The 2,629-nt window shown below is 63.4% G+C and carries 3 protein-coding genes; 2 read left to right on the top strand and 1 reads right to left on the bottom strand.

Translation table 11 applies throughout. The features are described 5' to 3' along the window. On the bottom strand, positions 1–615 hold a 615-nt coding region (locus EN738_RS33270; protein ID WP_127287252.1), incomplete at its 3' end, for an aminotransferase class I/II-fold pyridoxal phosphate-dependent enzyme. A gap of 95 nt (positions 616–710) precedes the next feature. On the opposite strand from EN738_RS33270, the gene EN738_RS33265 reads away from it, so the two are divergent. Together EN738_RS33265 and EN738_RS33260 are read left to right on the top strand one after the other, a co-directional pair. Continuing rightward, positions 711–914: a hypothetical protein gene (locus EN738_RS33265; RefSeq protein WP_127287251.1), complete on the top strand. Its 204-nt coding sequence runs from the start codon at positions 711–713 to the stop codon at positions 912–914. Position 915: 1 nt separating this feature from the next. Then, positions 916–2,629, top strand: a 1,714-nt coding sequence (locus EN738_RS33260; protein WP_127287250.1) for a diguanylate cyclase, incomplete at its 3' end; no start/stop codon positions are given.

Below are 2,629 nucleotides of genomic sequence, written 5' to 3'. Positions count from 1 at the left end.
CATGACCATGGCGTCGTATTTCTCGGCGAGATCGCAGACGCCTTTGAGGTTGGCAATGATGCCGTCCATAGAAAACACGCCGTCGGTGGCGATCAGCCGGAAGCGGCAATCCTTCGCCTCCTTCAGCCGCGCTTCGAGATCTGCCATGTCGTTGTTGGCGTAGCGAAAGCGCTTGGCCTTGGACAATCTGACACCGTCGATGATCGAGGCATGGTTCAGCGCGTCGGAGATGATGGCGTCCTCCTCGCCGAGCAGCGTCTCGAACAGGCCGCCATTGGCGTCGAAGCAGGAGCCGTAGAGGATGGTGTCGTCCATGCCGAGGAAGGACGAGATCGTCGCCTCCAGCTGCTTGTGCTCCTCCTGCGTGCCGCAGATGAAGCGCACCGAGGCCATGCCGTAGCCATAGCGGTCGAGCGCCGCTTTGGCCGCCTCGCGCAGTTCGGCGCTGTCGGCGAGGCCGAGATAGTTGTTGGCGCAGAAATTCAGCACCTTGTCGCCGCCAACCTCGATCTCAGCCGACTGCGTCGAGGCGATCACCCGCTCGGATTTGTAGAGGCCGGCCGATTTCAGCCCGGCAAGTTCGTTGTCGATGTGGGAAAGGAATGCTGTGCTCATGATCCAGCCCTGTTCGGTTCGAGCCGGACTGTCGCCCCGCACGACCGAAAAATCCACCGCAAAAGCGACGGCTTCGGTGGCGCGGCGAAAGCCGCATGGCTCTCAATTTCAGCGGTGCGAGCGACGATGCGTTCAAATGCATCGACGCGGTGAAAGAACATGATAACCATCTCCGCAGCTTTCCCTCTCTGCCCGCGCAACCGGCCGGGCCGCTTGCCTGCCTGTTAACCCTTTCAAGTCAATGGTGTTCGCAGAACGAAACCAAGGCGGGATTCCGTCGGCGGGAGGGGTCGCCCTGAAATGTCGCAGCAGCCGGTGCAGAGCGTTTCGCGCAAGCTGATCTTGCTGATCAAGAGCGGCTACTGGCTGGCGCTGCTGATCATCGCCGCCATGGTGATGGGCTCGTTCGTGCTCTTGCAGCAGATGATGGCGGCGCAGCAGAACAACGACACGCTGATCAACATCGTCAGCATGCAGAAGGCGCTGTCGCAGCGCATCGTCTTCCTGGCCGGCGCGACCGGCGCCGCCTCGCGCGACAAGCAGCCGGCCCTCGTTGCCGCGCTCAAGCAGGCGACCGTCGAATTCGAAACCAATTACGACCTGCTCCTGGACAAGACGGGAGCCGATCCGATGTCGCCGGCGCGCTTCGATCCGAAGTCGATCGAGAACGTGCTGTTCGCCAAGCCGTTCCATCTCGACTACTTCTCGGTCGGCCTGATCGCCAATGGCAAACGCCTTATCTCTTCATTCGAGACCAAGCTGACGACGGGCGTCGACGGCTACAAGGGCGGCGCCGACCGGGTCGATCTCGACGCTTCCGTGGCCAATGCGACGCTGTCGGGCTATGCCGCGCTCGGCCAGCGCATCAGTGCCTTCGCCGACGAGCGCTCGGGAAAGCTGCTCGATCTCCACCGCACCCTGTTCTTCGCCACCATCGGCGTCATCGTGCTGGTGGCGCTGTTCATCTTCAGGCCGATGTCGAAGGCCATCCTGCGCAAGACGCATGAGCTGGTCGACGCGCGCAACTCGATGGCCTTCATCGCCGTGCATGACGGGCTGACCGGACTGCACAACCGCACCTTCCTGACCGATCATTTCGACACACTGATCAAGGGCGCGCATCGCCGGCGCGAGCGGCTGGCGGTGATCCAGCTCGACCTCGACCGGTTCAAGCAGATCAACGACACGCTAGGCCACGCGGCCGGCGACTACGTGCTGGTCGTAACCGCGCAGCGCATGCGCGACTCCTGCCGCGCCTCGGATCTGTGCGCCCGGCTCGGCGGCGACGAATTCGTGATGATCCTCAACGGCGCCGGCGGCACCGAGGACATCAACATGCTGGCCAGGCGCATCCTGGAGCAGATCAACGAGCCGATCACCTTCCAGGGCACGACCATCCTGCCTGGCGCCAGCGCCGGCATCGCGGTCTATCCGGTCGACGCCGACAATGCGGAGGACCTGCTTGTCCACGCCGACCTTGCGCTCTACTCGGCCAAGAAGCTCGGCGGCGGCAATTTCTCGTTCTTCTCCGAGGAGCTGCGGCGCGAGCTCGACTACCGCAAGCAGCTCGAGCACGACATCCGCGCGGCCATCGCCGACAAGACGTTCGAGGTCTATTTCCAGCCGCAGGTGTCGCTGACCAGCGGCAAGATCAGCGGCATCGAGGCGCTGGTGCGCTGGAAGCATGCCTCTCGCGGCATGATCTCGCCGGGCGAATTCATCCCGGTCGCCGAGAAATGCGGCTTCATGCCGGAGATCGGCCGGATCGTCATCACCAAGGCGATCAACGAGGCGGCGGAGTGGGACCGGGCCGGCATCGATTTCGGGCGGCTCGCCGTCAATGTCTCCGGCACCGAGCTGCGCGAGCCGGACTTCGACAAATTCCTGTTCGGAACGCTGGAAAAGGCCGGGCTGGCGCCGCAGAAACTGTCGCTGGAAATCGTCGAGTCCGTCATTCTCGACGACGAGAAGACCGGCATCGCGGCCAAGCTCAGGCACATCCGCGCCGCCGGCG

It is taken from the genome of Mesorhizobium sp. M4B.F.Ca.ET.017.02.2.1 (assembly GCF_003998955.1).
Lineage (GTDB): Bacteria > Pseudomonadota > Alphaproteobacteria > Rhizobiales > Rhizobiaceae > Mesorhizobium > Mesorhizobium abyssinicae.
Note: the sequence above shows the minus strand (reverse complement) of the source record. Positions and strands in the feature narration are given on the sequence as shown.

What these genes read in the sequence shown, in the direction of transcription:
- EN738_RS33265 (WP_127287251.1), top strand. Translation starts at nt 711, where the DNA reads ATGGCTCTCAATTTCAGCGGTGCGAGCGACGATGCGTTCAAATGCATC.